This window comes from Streptomyces sp. P17 (genome assembly GCF_032436805.1).
GTDB lineage: Bacteria > Actinomycetota > Actinomycetes > Streptomycetales > Streptomycetaceae > Streptomyces.
Map to the genome: position 1 here is coordinate 1 of NZ_JAVRBF010000057.1, position 14,845 is coordinate 14,845.

The 14,845-nt window shown below is 74.7% G+C and carries 12 protein-coding genes; 6 read left to right on the forward strand and 6 right to left on the reverse strand.

Going from position 1 to position 14,845, the window contains the following annotated elements; translation table 11 throughout:
* Window positions 1-848 precede the first annotated feature (848 nt).
* Window positions 849-1,100: a hypothetical protein gene (locus tag RMT89_RS30640; protein WP_007500551.1), complete on the reverse strand. Its 252-nt coding sequence runs from the start codon at window positions 1,098-1,100 to the stop codon at window positions 849-851.
* A gap of 123 nt (window positions 1,101-1,223) precedes the next feature.
* Between RMT89_RS30640 and RMT89_RS30645 the strand changes: the two genes are divergently transcribed.
* The gene (locus RMT89_RS30645; RefSeq protein ID WP_007500549.1) at window positions 1,224-2,393 is read left to right on the forward strand and encodes a hypothetical protein; all 1,170 of its coding nucleotides are present in this window, start codon (window positions 1,224-1,226) and stop codon (window positions 2,391-2,393) included.
* Between the two features lie 725 nt (window positions 2,394-3,118).
* On the opposite strand, the gene RMT89_RS30650 is transcribed toward RMT89_RS30645, so the two are convergent.
* The 5 genes from RMT89_RS30650 to RMT89_RS30670 form a co-directional block, all read right to left on the reverse strand.
* Complete coding sequence (locus tag RMT89_RS30650; protein WP_007500547.1) at window positions 3,119-4,090, reverse strand: hypothetical protein; 972 nt, start codon at window positions 4,088-4,090, stop codon at window positions 3,119-3,121.
* 267 nt (window positions 4,091-4,357) lie between these two features.
* Window positions 4,358-5,170 (reverse strand): competence protein CoiA family protein, encoded by an 813-nt coding sequence (locus tag RMT89_RS30655; protein WP_007500545.1) that lies wholly within the window; start codon window positions 5,168-5,170, stop codon window positions 4,358-4,360.
* A gap of 108 nt (window positions 5,171-5,278) precedes the next feature.
* On the reverse strand, window positions 5,279-5,986 hold the full coding sequence (locus RMT89_RS30660; protein ID WP_244313418.1) for a GNAT family N-acetyltransferase: 708 nt from the start codon (window positions 5,984-5,986) through the stop codon (window positions 5,279-5,281).
* A 296-nt stretch (window positions 5,987-6,282) separates the two neighbouring features.
* Window positions 6,283-6,492, reverse strand: coding sequence for a helix-turn-helix domain-containing protein (locus tag RMT89_RS30665; protein WP_007500541.1), 210 nt, complete (start codon window positions 6,490-6,492; stop codon window positions 6,283-6,285).
* A 73-nt stretch (window positions 6,493-6,565) separates the two neighbouring features.
* A complete protein-coding gene (locus RMT89_RS30670) occupies window positions 6,566-10,375 on the reverse strand; it encodes a hypothetical protein (RefSeq protein ID WP_007500539.1) in 3,810 nt (1,269 codons plus the stop codon).
* Between the two features lie 1,209 nt (window positions 10,376-11,584).
* Between RMT89_RS30670 and RMT89_RS30675 the strand changes: the two genes are divergently transcribed.
* The 5 genes from RMT89_RS30675 to RMT89_RS30695 all read left to right on the forward strand — a co-directional run bounded on the left by RMT89_RS30675 (window position 11,585) and on the right by RMT89_RS30695 (window position 14,790).
* Window positions 11,585-11,848: a hypothetical protein gene (locus tag RMT89_RS30675; RefSeq protein ID WP_007500536.1), complete on the forward strand. Its 264-nt coding sequence runs from the start codon at window positions 11,585-11,587 to the stop codon at window positions 11,846-11,848.
* Window positions 11,849-11,877: 29 nt separating this feature from the next.
* On the forward strand, window positions 11,878-12,552 hold the full coding sequence (locus RMT89_RS30680) for a helix-turn-helix transcriptional regulator (RefSeq protein ID WP_007500533.1): 675 nt from the start codon (window positions 11,878-11,880) through the stop codon (window positions 12,550-12,552).
* Window positions 12,553-12,829: 277 nt separating this feature from the next.
* Window positions 12,830-13,159 (forward strand): hypothetical protein, encoded by a 330-nt coding sequence (locus RMT89_RS30685; RefSeq protein WP_007500532.1) that lies wholly within the window; start codon window positions 12,830-12,832, stop codon window positions 13,157-13,159.
* Between the two features lie 80 nt (window positions 13,160-13,239).
* Window positions 13,240-13,764: a hypothetical protein gene (locus tag RMT89_RS30690; RefSeq protein WP_007500530.1), complete on the forward strand. Its 525-nt coding sequence runs from the start codon at window positions 13,240-13,242 to the stop codon at window positions 13,762-13,764.
* Between the two features lie 294 nt (window positions 13,765-14,058).
* On the forward strand, window positions 14,059-14,790 hold the full coding sequence (locus tag RMT89_RS30695) for a hypothetical protein (protein WP_007500529.1): 732 nt from the start codon (window positions 14,059-14,061) through the stop codon (window positions 14,788-14,790).
* The last annotated feature ends 55 nt before the right edge of the window (window positions 14,791-14,845 follow it).

Consider the following 14,845-nt stretch of genomic DNA (forward strand, 5'->3'; position numbering starts at 1 on the left):
GAAAGGCCTTATAATTCAGCCTTTCGGCTGAATACGCCGGTGAATTCCCCGTTGGGGAATTCTTGGGTGGCTTATGTCGGCCCCCGTTGGGGGCCTTGCTTTGCGCGTTGAATTCCTCCGTTGGAGGAATTCGAGTTGTGGTGTGTTTTCTGAAATTCCTTCGGAATTTCGGGGCCCCTGTCGGGGCCTTTTGTTTTTGAGGGTGTTTCAGTTTTGTTGTGGTGGTGGGTTGTTGGGCCGCCCGGTTCGGGCGGCCGGTGTCGAGTGCGGGTGGTGTGTGGTGGGCCCTGTCGGGCCTGGGTGTGGGTGTGAGGGTGTCAGTTGTGGTGTGGGGGTGGGGTGTTGGGCGCCTTCGGCGCTGGGGGATTGTGGGGCGTTGAGCTGGGGCTTTGTGGTTTGGTCGGGGGTGGGTGTCGAGAGTTGCAATATACGAACGCCCGGCGGGTGGAACTGTTCCCTGGCCGTTGGCCAGGGGCGGCTGGGGGGCGGTTCGTTGGGGTGGCCGGCGGTGGGCCTGCTCGGGTTTCCGGGGTGGATTTTGGCTGGTGTCGTGGCCCGGGTGCGAGAGTGGCTGACCGTCGTTTTATCGGCCCCGATGCCCCTCGTGTTCTGCGTCTTCCATTATTCCTTTTCCGTGAGCGGTATGGGAAGGCAGTGTGTGTCTTTTTCTGGGTGTTCTCGGTGTCGCTCTGGAGGCTCTTTTGCTGCTTCGTGGGCGCGGTGGAGGGGGTCCGTCTTGGGTGTGAGGCGGCGTGTTTATGTGTCGGCCTTGGATTGGCTTTATCGGGTGTTCCTTGGGTGTGTTGGGCGGGTTTTTGGTGGGGGTTGGTTGGGCGCCCGTTGGGCGCTTATTGGGGGCGGTCGGGATACCAGGGGGCGAGGCGTAGAAGGAGGTGGAGGGTTCGGTGTGCGGCGGTGCGGTGGGCGGGGTTTCGGGCGTAGGCGGTGCGCAGGGCGAGGGTGGCTGTGGTGGCCAGGAGGAGGAGCAGCGCGATGCCGGCGAGGGTGAGGGCGGTGCGGCCGGCGGTGGTGGCTGTGAGGAGGAGGGGGAGGGTGACGGTGGTGGTGATGCGGGCGCGGCGGTGGCGGGGGTTGGGCACGGGGTGGCTCCTTCGGGGTGTTGGGTCCCTGTCGGCTGTGGGCCGTGGGGTGGTGAGGGCTAGTCAGCCAGGCCGGCTGTTGGTGGTTCGCGGGTACTTCGCGGGGTTCTAAGGTGGGGCGTTGTGGCACGTGGGGAGCCCAGTGGGGCGGATCAGGAGCTGATCGAGCGCCTGGCGGCGCTCGGCTTGACGGTGTCGGCGGCGCAGCTGGAGCGGTGGCGTGGGGCCGGGCTGCTGCCGGCGCACGCGCGGCGGTGGCTGGGGCGTGGGCGGGGTTCGGTGTCGGTGCTTGAGGAGGCGGTGGTCGACGTCGCCGCGGCGCTCGCCCGTCACGGCCGGCAGGGGCGGGACCTGCGGTGGACGGTCATCGGCTGGTACGCCGAGGCCGGACGTCCGCTCGTGCCGGGCGTGGCGGTGGTGCCGGAGCCGCCGTGGCCGGCGGTGCGGGAGGCCTTGCTGTGGGCCATGGCCAACTCCCGTGCGCACCGCGTGCTCGCGCAGGCCCGTACGGCGGCCAGCTCCACCGGCGAGGAGGAGCGGGACACCGGGCGGGACGCTTTTTACACGGAGGCGGAGCGGGCGTTCGCCCACGGGCCGGCCGGGACGCCGGACCCGGTCGCGGTGCGCCGGCTGATGGAGGGGCAGGCCGAGAGCGCGGTCGTGCGGGGCGAGGACGCCGTGCGGCGGCGCGCGGCTGTACACCTGGCCGCGGCGGCCGGCATGGGTTCCGGCGAGGTCGGCGGCGAGCTGCTCGTCGAGACCCTCGCCGTCCTCCTGCCCCACCTGGACTGGGCGGAGACCGCCGGGGCCGCCCAACAGGCGGAGGAGGAGGGCACGTTCGACGTCTGGATGCCGGCCGGCGCCGTGGACCCGCTCGCTCTGCTGGCCGCGGCCGGCGAGCACGAGATGGCCCAGGCCCGCTCTCGGGCGCAGCTCCTCGCCGGCGTCGGTGGCCTGCACCTGATGTACGGGTTCCTCATGCCCGACACCCCCGGCCTCGCCGCCCTGCGGACGGCGATCGAGGACACCGGCCTGGCCGTGCTGCTCCACCAGATGGTCCCGCTGCTGATCAACCCCTCCGGCGTCCCGCACGCCCTGGCCGCCTGCCTCACCCCCCAGTACGGACACCTCGCCGACCGCGTCCACGAGATCCTCGCCGAGCACGCCCAGCACAGTCTGTTCACCGGGCCTGGCAGCCAACACCCCACTGCCCAGGCGTACATGGAGACCTGGATCGACCACATCCGCACCGCGCCGATCCGCCGCACGAACCCCGCCTCGGGCGACGAGTAGGCGAGCTGCGGGCGTACCCGACCGGGCGCAGCGGGGGACGGCCGTACGCCCGTACCGCGCCGCAGCTGGCGCCCGCCGCCGAAGCCCGGTCGACGCCGGCCGTGTCCGCAGGGTCCGCCGGCCCCGGGACGCCTGGGGGTGGGATGTGCCGACGGGCCGGTGCCCGAGACTGCAGGAGCCACCCCCTCATCCCTCCCGAATTCGAATACCGCATTTCTTGGAGCTCCCTTTCCTGGTCGCTTTGAATTGCTTTACCGGTGAACTCAAGCCTGTTTTTGCCGGGCGCTCTGGCGGTGTGTGTGGTCGGAGAAATTGTGCGACCTGCTACCTCGGGGGCGTGCGGAGGGGCGCGGAGCGTGATCGGGCGCCGGAGTGCGTGTGCGGGGGCGCGTGGAAGCGCGCCGGGTCGGCCGACGGACCGTCGTGGTGGTGTCGAGGCTTGCAATATTCGGTGGCCGGCTCACGGGGACTGTCTCGGACGCATCGTGCGTCTCGGGGCCCGCTGGGGCCGTCCGGGCCCAACCGACCGTGGCTGGACCGGAGTTGGCCGCAGAGGGGGCGGGGAGGGCTCCGCACGGCGGCCGGGCGGTACGCCGGTGCCAGGTCCAGGGCGCTGGGCGCCGTCGACGTCCCCGGAGCCGACCAACGCCTCCCTCAACTCCCGCAGCGAGGGCCTCCCAACCCGGCGAGCGTCGGGCCAGTCCGCCCCCGCCTGAGCAACTCCCCTACCAGGCTGGCGACTTGGCCCCCGGGGCGGTGCGGCGTGCGTAGGCGTCGAGGCCCGGCAGGCCGGGTTGGGCTTCGGCGACCTCGGCGGTCAGGGCGCGTACCGAGGGGCGGCGGGCCTCGCCGGGCGCGGCGAGTTCCACCAGGCGCAGCTGGGCGAAGGCGCCGGCGATGTCGCCGGCGTCGAGCAGGGCGCGGGCGGTGTCGGTGGCGGCGCGGGCGCGGCGCTCGGCCGTCGGCAGCACCTGGGGGTCCAGGCGGGCGGCGTGGGCGAGGGCGGTGTCGACGTCGCCCAGGCGGCGGTGGATCCCGATCCGGTACAGCGCGCACTGGCCGGCCGACAGCTGAGACGGCCGGCCGTCGGCGTGCGGGTGGCGGGCCAGGCGCAGGGCCGTGTCCTCGGCCTCGTCCGCGAAGTCCCGTGCGGAGGCGCCCAGATGGGCCTGGGCGGCGGTGTAGGCGGCCGTCAGCGCCACCATGCCCGTCGCGTCCAGCTCGGCCGCCGAGGGCCGGGAGACGGCCGTCAGGTGGGCGCGCGCCTCCTTCAGCAGAGCGAGGGCCTCCTGGGCGCGGCCGGTGCGGCGCAGCGGGGTCGCGGCCGCGCGGGCCGCGTCGGCGAGCACCACCGCGTTCCCGGAGCGGCGGGCCGCGGCGCCGGCCAGGGCCGCGTACGCGCCGGAGGCCCCGGTGCGGCCTTGCTTGACGGCCAGATGGGAGGCCAGCACCCACGTCCCGGCCGCCCGGGCGGCGCCGGCCGGGCCCGCTGCAACGCCGTGTTCGGCGCCGTCCAGGAGCAGCGGCATCAGCCGGCCGAGCCGGTCGTAGGCGCCGGCTGCGAACAGCGCGCGGGCCGCGGCGAGCTCGGCGTCCGAGACCGCCGGCGGGTCCTCGGCGGCCCATACCGCCGCCGGCCGCACGGCGACCGCGGCACCCAGCACAACTCCCGCGCCCAGCAGTCTCCGCCGCTCCATCCCGTTCCCCACCCCTTCTCTGACGTCCGGTCGAACACCGGGGCGCCGTCACGACGGTAGGGCCGGCCACCCGGGCGCCGGCAGGGCGCACACCGGCCCGCCGCTGTACGCCCCCTGGCACCGCGGGCCGTCCAACTGCCTGACCGCCAGCACCGCGTCGTCGTTGCCCGGGTGACGGCAGTGCGCCCGTCGGCCAGCCGCGCACGTCCGGGCGCCGCCGTCGGCCGGCGCCGCCTCGACTTCTTCGGCGCGGCGGGGCCGGCCACCTCATGCAGGTGCGGGCGGCGCGGCCTGGGGCGATGCGGCGTAGTCGTCGGCTGCCTTGACGTCCTCGGGGGCGGCCCAGCCGTCGTAGCGGGTGCCCAGGGCGGTGGTGCTCGTTCTGGGGACGAGGCGGCCGTTGAGGGCATCGGCGACGAACTCCGTCAGGGTCCGTTCCTCGTCGTGGTCCCAGCCGGCGTGGACGGGGCCGTGCCAGGAGGGGCTCGGGTCGCAGACTTCCCCGCAGGACACGACGCTGAAGCGGCTCACGAGCGGATGCAGACGGCTCCACGGCCTGTCAGGCGCCGCGGGGCGGTACAGGCGTGCGGCGGGCACGTGAGCGAGCCAGCGCGCGGCGCGGTGCGTGAACCAGACCACGCCGACGCCGTCGTCCTGGTAGCGGCGGGTGCGCGCGAGGACGTCGTCGAGGGGCGCGGAGGACAGCTGCGCCTCCAGAGCGGTTAGCCGGCCTCCCGCAGTGGTCACGAGCACGTCGGCCCGCCAGCCGCCGTGCGCGGCACTGGCCTCCAGCTCCGCCCGGTGGCCGGCTTCCCGCGCAGCGGCGGCCAGCGCCCGCTTCAGGCTGCGGTGCTCTTCCGTCTCGCCGGCGGCGGCGCAGGCCGTGGTACGGCGGTCGTGCGCGAAGAACCGCCCGCCGCGCCCGGACACCTTCGCGTGCATCGGCAGTCCGCACTGGGTGCAGGCCAGAACAGGGCGCGGCCGGACCCGGTACACGGCCTCCCAGGCCAGGCCGCAGCCCAGGCCGTCGAGGGTCGCATCCAGCGTTCCGTGTCCGTGCAGGCGCGCGGTCAGTGGCATCGGCTGCTCCTCCTCGCTGATCGGCCGCAGATATCCCCCAGGCGCAGGAGCGGCAACGTCGATGCGCGCCGGCCCGGGACCGCGCAGGGCCCCAGCGCGGGCCGGGTGTCACCGGCCGGCGAGCAGGCCGGCGAGGACGCCGGCCCGGTACGACACTTGTGGGGCGAGCGGGCGCACCAGGTGCCGCATCGACGCATTCGCCGGGTACCGGACCCGGCCGGCGGGCAGCTCCAGGTCGAGCGGGGCCCCGGGAGACAGGACGTGAAAGCCGTCGCCCTCGTAGTACGGCGCCAAGTGCGGCTTGTGGGTGTGGATGCCGCCGAGCATCGCCTCGTAGCCCTGACGGCTGTAGGAGCGGACCAGTTCGTCGACGAGCCGGTGCCCCAGCCCCTGGCCGCGGGCGCCGTCGGCCACCGACACCGCCTCCAGCTCGACGAGCGACCTCGACAGCCTCAGGCACAGCTGCCGGCCCAAGCCGGCTTCCATCGCCATCAGCCACTCCACCGGCGGGATCGCATGGGCGAGGCCGACGACCTCTCCCGCCGGGTGTTCCTGGGCGAGCAGCAGGGTCGCGGTGCCGAACTGGGTTGGCAGTCGCCAGCCGGTGCGCATCCGGTCGACGATCTCCTCGGGCATCGCCGCGTCCATGAAGTCCACCGGCTCCAGGAGCGCGCGCACCACCTCGGGGTCGTCGTCCAGGGTGGCCGGGCGGATCAGGTACCGGTCCAGCACCACGACACCGGGAGCGGCATCGGGCTCGGGCGCCGCCGGTGGCGCGTTGCGGCGTTCTGCACGTCGTCGAGAGGCTCGTCCCATACCCCTTATCCTCTCCCAACTCCGTTCAGAACAACGGGTGATGACCCTCGCGGCCCGGCGCGGGGCGAGGCCCTCGTACGGCGGCGAGCAGCAGACCGACCCTGAGGAGGGGGCAAGGCGGGCCGGCCGTTGGCCGGCGTGGGGCGTGCCCCCTGTCGGGGGCCGCGTGGGGGTGCGGGGCGGGTCCCTTTCGGGACCCTGGCCGGATCAGGTGCGGGCCCGGGGCCGTTGGCCCCGGGGCGGGGTGGGTGTTGTACGGCTGGTGGGTCGTCGTGGGGTGTGGGCGGGGTCGTGTGTCAGCGTGCTGTCCGGCTGCGGCTGTTGGGGCCGCCGCGCGAGCGCATGGTGGTGCCGGCCTCGGTGAGCAGGCGGTGGACGAAGCCGTAGGACCTGTTGCAGCCGTGTGCGAGGGTGCGGATCGAGGCGCCCTTGTCGTAGGCCTTCTTCAGCTCGGCGGCGATCTTCTGTCGGGCCGGCCCCTTGATGTGGACGCGGATTCCCAGCATGTCGGCCTCCTTCGGGCTCGTGAACGGCTGCGGCCGGCGCCGCGGTGAACCGCCGGGCGCGGCGCCGGGTGGCTCACCTGCGGGTGGCGGCGTCGACGTCGCCGACGTTGACCAGCGCCGTCCTCAGCTCCTGCACCCCGCAGGGGCGTTCCCCTTGGGGCAGGGCCATTGCGGCGTCCAGCAGGGCGCGGGCGTTGCGTCGTACGGCCGCCTCCCGCCATGTCCCGGGTGCCTGGGTGACCAGCGCTGCGGCCAGGAGCAGGGCATCGGCACGGTCGGGGTGCGCGGCGGCGCGTTCGACGACGAGATCGGCGTCGGTCAGGGCCGGGGAGTGCTCGGCGCTCGCCCGCATCAGCTCGAGCCACGCCGTCTCCCCTATGGCCGCGTCCGCGAAGGCGCCGGCACCGGCGAGCGCACCCGCCGGCAGGCCGGGGGCGGCGAGCGCGGCCCGCCACAGGCCCACAGCCGCCTGCACCCGCACCTGCTCGGCCGGCGGGAGCGGGCCGTCGGCGCCGGTGTGCGGCGTGCGGGCGGCGATCGCCTCCAGCAGGCGGGAGACCGCGGCCACGTCGCCGGTGCCGTCCGCCAACTCGGCCCACCATGCGGGGGGTTCACCAAGAAGGGCGGGGTCGTCCAGGAGGGCGTTCGCGAGGTGCTCGGCGGCGCCGGGCATGCCGGCGCGCAGCGCGGCGAGGAGCTCGGCCCGGTCCAGGGCGGCGAGCAGCTGCCCGTCGGGGCCACCCCAGCGCAGCCAGGAGGCGGCCGGCGAGGGCCGGCCGGACACGAGACCGTACAGGGCGGTGCGGTGGGCGGCGGCGAACGCGGGCGCGTGGCGGTGCAGGGCTGGCAGGTGCACCCCGATCGCGGTGGCCACCGCTTCCTGGCCGGCGTGCGCGGCGAGGACGCCGGCGACCGTGTTCAGGACCTCCTCGGGCATCTCGCCGGTGGTACGGGCCTGGTGGACGGCGTACTCCAGCAGGCAGCCCAGCGCCCGGACTTCCCTGTCCGATCCGATCAGCGCCGGCGTCGTCCCCTCCCCCGCGGTCCCCGCAGCAGCGGCGGCCGGATCCGGGGCCGGGGGCGCAGTGGAGGTGGTGGTGCCGTCCTTGGTCTTGGCGGCGGGGGCGGTGTCCCCGGCTCGGCGGGTGAGGGAGGCGACCAGGGTCTGCAGGTACGCCACGGCGTCGTTCGCCTGCTCCCCGGTGAGGGCATCGGCACGCCAGGCGGCGGTAAGCAGGTCGAACAGCGCCTGGTCGGCGAAGGACACCCCGGCGGGCCAGCGCCGTACGCCGTCGAAGCCGACGGTGGGGGCCCTCTCGCCGAGGCCGCGGCGTACCTCGAGCGCCGCGGCGACGGCCGCCGGCAGCGCATCGTCGGGGAAGGCGCCGGGCCGGTCGGCGTGGGCGGCGGCCGCGGCGAGGTAGAACGCTGCGAGCTCCGGCCGGCCCAGGGCGGTCAGGACGGCGGGCACATCGGTCGTCCAGGCGGCCGGGTCGGCGGCGACGAGGCGGTGCAGCACCATCGCGTACCCGTCGTCGCCGGCATCCGGGGCACCGGCGATCCGGGCCGCGGCCGCCACCGGCCCTTGCCCGACCGCGAGTTCCGCCAGGTCCTCGGCCTGAACGGCGGTGGTGGTCTTCGACGGTTCGAGCACGGCCTGGGTGCGCGGGTCGGACGGGCCGGCGGGCTCACGGCGGCGCAGCGCCTGAAGCAGTGACTCCCAGCCCTGAAGGAGCGGGGAGGTCAGGACGGGCGACCAGTCCCACACCCGCAGCCAGGTGGCGAGCGGCTCGGCGTGGCCGTCGGCGGACTCGGTGCCGGCGGGCAGGACCTCCTCGACGAGGGCGGCGGGCGGCGCGGTGCCCAGGGCCGTGCGGACGTCCGCCTCCAGCTGCGCGGCGTGCTCGGGCGGGCAGGCGGCGAGGACGAACTCGACGAGGCGGGCCGGCTCCGGGTCGGGGTCGGCGGCCAGGGCCTGCGGGACGAGCGCGAGGGCCTGCTGCCACCACTCGGGCCCGTCCACGGCGCCGACGGCCGGCGGGCGGTGGGCGAGGTGCGCGGCCATCAGGCGGGTGTGGAGGCGGGCATCGAGGCCGGCCACCCGCCGGAAGTGGCGGGTGCGCTGGGCCAGGCCGGTGCCGGCGTCCGCGTCCGCCGCGGCCACGTCCAGCACGGCGCGCGCCAGCCGCGGCCCGCCGAACGCCGCGCTGTCACCGACGCGCACCTGGTCCAGGTCGGCGTGGAAGACGACCGGCCGGGCCTGCTCGGGAGTCAACTCGACGTCGTGGGCGAGCAGTTTGGCCAGGACCGCCCGGACGGCGCCCACGTTGCGGTGTGCTGGGCCGCGGCGGCCGGCCGGGTAGGCGGTGCACGCCAGCTCCCGCACCAGCATGGCGACATCGTGGTCGGGCAGGCGGGAGGCGACCTGAAGGGCGATCAGCCCGCGCATCTCCTCCTCGGTCGCCACCCAATCCGTGCCCGCCGCCTCGTCAGCCACCGCGCCCGCAGCGTCCTCGTCGCCGCCGTCGAGGAGGCCGGCGGCCTTCATCTGGGCCCTCACGCGCTCGGCGACCGCATCGAGCGCCAGGTGGCCGGTGTGCTCGTCCTGGACCGCGCCGGCCAGCAGGCCCTCCACCGCACCGATCCACTGCCCCGTCCGCTCGGCGCGCGGGAACGCGCGAGCCCACCGCGCCGCCAGGCGCAGCGTCGCCCCCACCTCCACGCCGTCCCCGTCCCGGACACCGGGGCCGGCCAACGCGGCCTGGAGCTGGGCGGCGTCGACGGCGTCCCAGTGGCGTACGGCCAGGCCCAGCAGCGCGTCAAGGGCGGATCGGCCGGTGGCGGCGATCTGCTGGGCCCGCAGGACGCCGGGGGCGCCCTTGTCGGCCGGTGCGTTCAGCCAGGCGCGGGCGGCGGCCGGGTCGGCGGCGGCGACGTGGTCGAGAAACGGGGCGGCCGGCCACCGTCCGCCGGCCGCCCCGTCCGGCATCAGCAGGTGCGGCGCGTGCTCCTGCAGAATGCCCAGCCACGCCGTGGCGGGGCCGGAGCGGAAGAAGTACGCCTCGGCGCGCGGGTCCGCCCAGCCGGCGAGTTCCTTCGCCTCGGCGGCGCCGGGGTGTTGGAAGGCGACCAGCTCGAGGACGCGGGCCGCGCGGCCGGGGAGCGGCACCAGCAGGTTGCGGGCCGCGGCGAGGATGTCCGCGTACAGGACGGCGGCCTCGCCGGGGTGAGCGCTGCGGCCGTGCAGGATCCCCGAGGCCACCCCGTAGACGGTTCCCCACACATCCAGCGCGGTCTCCTGCGCCGCGCCGAGCTCCACCTTCATCAGCCGCTCGACGATCCCCTGGGCCCGCGCCTGGTGATAGCGGCCCGGGCGGTTGAGCTCGTCGCGCAGCACGTCCGCGGCCGCCGTCACCCGCTCCCACGCCGTACTCGCCTCGGCGGACGCGCCGGACAGGCCACCGGCCGCGTCGGCGGCGATGCTGGCCGAACCGGCTTCGGCGGCCGGCCCGTCGGACGGGCAGGCCTCATCAGCCGAGGGTGCGGGGCCGGACAGGACGACCGGCCCGTGCGGCGCCAAGACCTCGGCGGTGGGGCGCGCGAGGGCGTCGACCGCGGCCAGCAGGCCTTGTGCCGCCGGCTTCAATCCCACCGTGACCGGGGCGCCGGGCAGGCCCAGCAGTGCGTCCGCCGCCGAACGCACACACGCCGCGGCGACCTCCGCCGGCCGCGCGAACCCGCTGCCGGCAAGGACTCGGTGGGCATCGCGCAGCAGACCCAACGCCCGAACGCCCGCCTCCCCCTGGGCCCCCAGTGCGTCCGCGAGGACGTCGTCGACCTCGGGCAGCACGCTCGCGCCGGCCGGCGCCACCTCGTCGCTCACCGCAGCACCGTAGCCCCGCCGGCCACCACCCCGGACCGGTATCGCGGATCCGCGACGGCCAACAGGCCCCGGCCTGCCGGCACTCCCCCACGCGCCGAGGCGGACACCTCCCTGTCGGCGCCCACCGCGGGCCGAGGCGGCCGTTCGGCGCGGCCGGCTGCTGCTCGTCACCACCGTCGCAGGCGGCCGGGGCCGGGCGGGCGCTCGTCGTACGGCCGGACCCCTGCCGCATGGGCGCGTGCGTGGAAGTGTGTGAACTTGTGAACGTCGCCGGGCGGTACTTCAGGTCGGGCGCAGCGGACGTCACCGTCGTACGGCCCCGTCACGCCGTGTACGGCGCGCGGCGTGTGGCAGCGCGGCCAGCACGGGTCGTCCACGACGTCCGTGGACCCGCTCCCCCGGCTCCGGGAACACGGCGCCGTGCGACGGACGATTCCCCCTGGGGCGAGGCCGTGTACGGCGGCGAGCAGCAGGCCGGCCCTGAAGAAGGGCCGGCCGTTGGCCGGCGTGGGGCGTGCCCCCTGTCGGGGGCCGCGTGGGGGTGGGGGTCGGGTCCCTTTCGGGACCCTGGCCGGTCGGGTGCGGGACCGGGGCCGTTGGCCCCGGAGCGCTGGCCGGGGCGGAGGGCGGCCCGTGTCGGGGTCCTGGGGGGCCGGAGCCTTCGGCCTCGGCCGCTGAGCCGTAGGCGGGGAGAGGGCTGCAGCGTGTCCGACATGCGATGAGCCGACACCGCGCAGGCGGTACCGGCTCTCGCGTCCTCGTGCGGCAACACGAGGTTGTTTCCCTTTAAAGCAATGGTTGGAGCCGTCGCCTCAGGGAGGGCATCTTGTGCCTTTGCCCGGGAGCATCCCAGCCGGTCGGGCGCGGCGCAAGCTGGCCTGGTTCACAACTGCATCAATTCCATGCGCTTCGAAGGCCGGCGCCGCAACTTCGTGAGCGCCAGGTACCCAAGGACCGATGAATAGGCGGTCAGTCGGCCTGAGCTGCTGAAGTCCGATCAGTTTTGCGTGTCGGCGGATCCGGGACCAGTAATGCATCAACCGCCCTCACGGGTGATGGGGAGGCTGGAGTTTGCTCGGGTGACCGATGACTATGTATCTGCACCACTGTCATGGGCGGCGGCAACCTCCCGTGGTGCATTCGGTTGGAGCGCAAGCCGGTGTCCCGGTGGCCTCGAGCCACCGGGCCCACAACCTCAGGGAGGCCCCCATGGCCAAGTCCTCGTCTGCCGCGTGCGTCGAACCCAGCTTTCCCGTCCCGCGACGTCTGAGCGGCTCCGAGGCGGTGGTGATCGTCATCATCATCTGCCTGGGCGGCGTTCTGGCGACGGTCGCCGGCATGAGCGTCCCCGCGGTGCTGCAGCTGCTGGCGGGAGCCGGGACGGTCGCCGCCCTGGTGGTCAGCATGGTCACCGGAGCACCGCAGCGGGGCCTGCGCCGGGTGCTGGGCACGCTGCTCAGTCCGCCGGACTGAGGGGTGTCGTGGGCCGCCGGGAGAAGCCGGTGACGACCGGCAACAAGTCGTTGCGCAGGCTGGCGGAGTGGCTGCGCGAGCAGCGCGAACGCCAGGGGCACTCCTACCGACAGCTTGCGGACGGGACCGAGTACGACCCCACCACGCTGTCGCGGGCCGCCTCGGGCGACACGGTGCCGCCCCGCGACGTCGTGCGCGCCTACGCCGAAGCGTGCGACGCCCGCGTCGAGGATGCGGACCGTCTGTGGTTGCAGGCCCGTCGCGAGCAACAGACCCGCTCCGGGCGGAAGGGGCGGCGCCGGCCTGCTCCCCGCCCGGAGCTCATACACGACCGCCGGGATCTGGGCGCCGCGCTGCACGATCTGTGGGAGCGGGCCGGTGCTCCCTCCACCCGCGAGATGCAAAAGCGGGCGGGCGACCACAGCGAGCTGCCCCACAGCACCGCGCACAGGATCCTGACCAAGCAGACGGTGCCGCGGTACGACTACCAGCTCGAGGGATTCCTGCGCGCCTGCGAAGTCCCCGAGACCCAGTGGCCCCCGTGGCTGGAAGCATGGCGCAGCGTCCTGCGGCACGAAAACCGGCGGCCGTCCCCGCCCGTCCGGCCTCACGAACATGAGCCGGGCGCCCGCGCCGATGCGAGGAGGGTGGTCGAGGAGTACGCCCGCAGGACGGGCGAGGACCCCGCCATGTGGACGGGATGACCACGGCGTCCTCTTGAAGAACCGCGTGAGGACGATGTAGGCGACGTTCTTCTTCACAGCCCCTTACACCAGCCCGGGGCCGGTGCCACAGCCCGGCCGCCGGGCCGCGGAGTTCGCCGGGCATGTGCCGCGGACCCGGTCGGGCGCCGTATGGCGCTCACCCTGCCGGAGTACGCCAAACCCAACCACATCGTCTCTTAAGACTTGCAATCATGCCATCCGGCACGTATAGTCTTAAGAGTCATAAAGGGAACGGCGACCATCCGGAGGGGCCCCGATGTACAGCGACGAGAGCAGCAGCGACGAACTGGAAGCCATCCGCACCGAGCGCCTGGACGTCGACCTGGAGATGGCGCAAATGCACGCCGAGGCCGATGCCTGGCACGCCGTGCGCGAGCGCGGGTACTGCAACCACGGCTCCGCCGTCGGCTACATCAACCCGCCGGTCCACGAGGTCCAGAAGCTCCTCAAGCCGGGCCAGCTCATCTGCACCGCCGGGTGCTCCACGATCTTCCACGGCGACGAGGACTGGTACGCCCAGCTCGACGACCCGATGGCCAACCCCGTCCCGCTGCCCGCCCGCACCCCGGCACCCGCCGGGAAGTGAGCACCGCCCTCGCGGGGCCGGACAGGCCCCGCGGGAGCGGCGCAGCGTCCCGCCCCGCCACCATCGGCCCAGGAGTACACGTGCCGTCCACGCCCGCCCAGGCCATCTGGCGTTTCGCCGACCACGACGTCGTCCGCACCAGCGAGGGCCGGACCTGGCACCGTGGCCTGCGCCGCAGCCAGCAGTGGGCCGTGCCCGGCGGTGACTCCCGCGAGCTCGACGACAACGCCGTACGCGGCCTGCTGTCCGCCGACCCCGGCGCCGTCTTCGCGCCCGCAGCGCCCGACGCCTACGCGCCCCTGCCGGGGCGCGCGCTGGACACCCCCGAGGACTTGCGCCTGCTCGACATCCGCCCGGCCACCGGCGCCACCCTTCACCGCCAGGTCCTCGACCGCGTCGGCGCGTTCGCCGGGAGCACCACCGGCGGCCGCCGCGCCCCTGCCCCCGGCCTCCGGCCCGCAGATGTCCGCGCCTCCCTGCTGGGCACCGCCCAGCGCCACCGCGCCGCCCGGATCACGCTCGACCGCGTCCACGGCCGCCTCCACGCCCGCTACGCCATCGCCAGCACCCTGCACACCCACACCTACGTACTGACCACCCCCTGACGCCCCCACCGCCGCGGGCCCGGGGGCGAGCAGCACCCCCTGGGCGCGGTCCGGGGGCCGGGCACGCCGGATCCGACCGCACCTGTGCACGCTCGCCTCGGGTGTCCGGGGCCGCCGCTACGATGACGGTGCACCAAGGGCAACCGCGCCGCGCCCGGTCCACACCACCTCGACGCCCACACCGCCGATGGGGACCGCAGACGTCTGAGACTCGCGCGAGCGATTTCGTCATGCCCTCCTCCTGGACGGCCGGCGCGTGTGGGGCAGCAGGCCGGAATGAGGACGTGAGACGCCATGACCAACCCCCGCAACCGGGAACACGACCGCGCCGTACGCCAGTACAAGCGCGAACACCCCGGCATCACCCTGGACCAGGCCCGCCAGGCCGTCGCCGCCCGCTCCGGCCAGCAGCCCAGCCTCCCGGCCCGGATCCCCGCCGCTCCCCTGCCCCGCCCCGCCGAACGGCTCGAGGGCTACATCCAGCGCGTCGCCGCCGCGGCCGGCGTCCAGCGGCACCGGGCCATGGAACTCCTCGGCCTCGCCCCCGGCACCTCCGCCACCGAACGCCTCGACGAACTCGCCGCCGGCCCTCTGCCCGACCACACCGTCCGGGCCCTCACCGCGGCCACCGGCATGACCGCCGACCAGGCCCGCGCCCTGACCACGCCGCTCCCCGCGCGCCCCGACCCGGCGGCCGTACGGCACATGACCGAGGCGGCCTTCGCCGCCGGGCACTTCCGCCGCGGCGGCGAGGGCAAGACCTCGACCTCCACCGACCTGAGCGCGGCGCTGGCCCGCACGTTCGCCCAACGGGCACACATGACCGACCTGGACTCGCAGCACACCCTCCTGTCCGCCCTGCCCGTCGACGAGCTGCGCCAGGCCCCCTACACCCCGGTCTTCGTCGATCTGGACTGGCCGGCCGATGCCACCAGGCCGCCCATCGACCCCGAGGTCTTCGACGAGGTCGCAAAGGCCCTCGGGATCGGGCAGGACACCGACGCGGACGCGCCGCCGAGCGAGTAGCGCGGCCGCCCCGGCGCGGCCGGACAGAGCCCGCGCCGGGGCCCGCACGACGCCA

Coding starts and splice junctions, on each gene's coding strand:
- RMT89_RS30650 (WP_007500547.1), bottom strand. CDS start 4,090: ATGGAGCGGCGGAGACTGCTGGGCGCGGGAGTTGTGCTGGGTGCCGCG.
- RMT89_RS30655 (WP_007500545.1), bottom strand. CDS start 5,170: ATGCCACTGACCGCGCGCCTGCACGGACACGGAACGCTGGATGCGACC.
- RMT89_RS30660 (WP_244313418.1), bottom strand. CDS start 5,986: ATGGGACGAGCCTCTCGACGACGTGCAGAACGCCGCAACGCGCCACCG.
- RMT89_RS30665 (WP_007500541.1), bottom strand. CDS start 6,492: ATGCTGGGAATCCGCGTCCACATCAAGGGGCCGGCCCGACAGAAGATC.
- RMT89_RS30675 (WP_007500536.1), top strand. CDS start 11,585: ATGGCCAAGTCCTCGTCTGCCGCGTGCGTCGAACCCAGCTTTCCCGTC.
- RMT89_RS30685 (WP_007500532.1), top strand. CDS start 12,830: ATGTACAGCGACGAGAGCAGCAGCGACGAACTGGAAGCCATCCGCACC.
- RMT89_RS30695 (WP_007500529.1), top strand. CDS start 14,059: ATGACCAACCCCCGCAACCGGGAACACGACCGCGCCGTACGCCAGTAC.